1 protein-coding gene and 1 pseudogene are annotated in these 481 nt (G+C 38.3%); one reads left to right on the top strand and one right to left on the bottom strand.

What is annotated here, in order from left to right; genetic code table 11:
* Nucleotides 1-40: 40 nt before the first annotated feature.
* Nucleotides 41-154, bottom strand: coding sequence for a helix-turn-helix domain-containing protein (locus A5N85_RS15455; protein ID WP_143143302.1), 114 nt, complete (start codon nucleotides 152-154; stop codon nucleotides 41-43).
* A gap of 117 nt (nucleotides 155-271) precedes the next feature.
* On the opposite strand from A5N85_RS15455, the pseudogene A5N85_RS14180 reads away from it, so the two are divergent.
* Nucleotides 272-481 (top strand): annotated as a pseudogene (locus A5N85_RS14180) (transposase); the annotation flags it as partial.

The raw sequence follows: 481 nt of genomic DNA, 5'->3' as shown, positions 1-481 counted from the left end.
TTTGAGGGCTTATCGCTCAGTAAGATGGGATTTTTAAGTCCTAGCTATAGACGGTGAATTTGCTGATCTTGTAGCGCTTTGCAACAGCGCGCCAAGTTTCTCCATTAGCAATATCGTTAAGAATTTTCTGTCGGAATTGGCTGCAGTAGGTCATAGGATATGCTCAGTTTGTTTTTGATAATTCTACTACAAGTTGTTCTTTATATCTGCTTTGGATAGATTGGATTATAAGTGATTTGACTATAACTGGCATTTAAAGAACCAGAGCAATGCGATTGGAGCCATTATCAATGGAGAATTGTTTGCCTTACGCTTATATGATGGTTCTATTAACAGCGATATTTTCTCTCATTGGGTGAGAGAAGCACTGTTACCTGAGTTACCTAAAAACAGTGTAATTGTCATGGACAATGCCGCTTTTCATAAACGCAGTGATATTCAAGCAATCATTGAAGAGCATGGGCATGAGAATAGTTTGGTT

It is taken from the genome of Suttonella ornithocola, assembly GCF_001889065.1.
Classification (GTDB): Bacteria; Pseudomonadota; Gammaproteobacteria; order Cardiobacteriales; family Cardiobacteriaceae; genus Suttonella_A; species Suttonella_A ornithocola.
The sequence above is the reverse complement of the archived record's forward strand: the minus strand, read 5'-3'. Positions and strand labels throughout refer to the sequence as shown.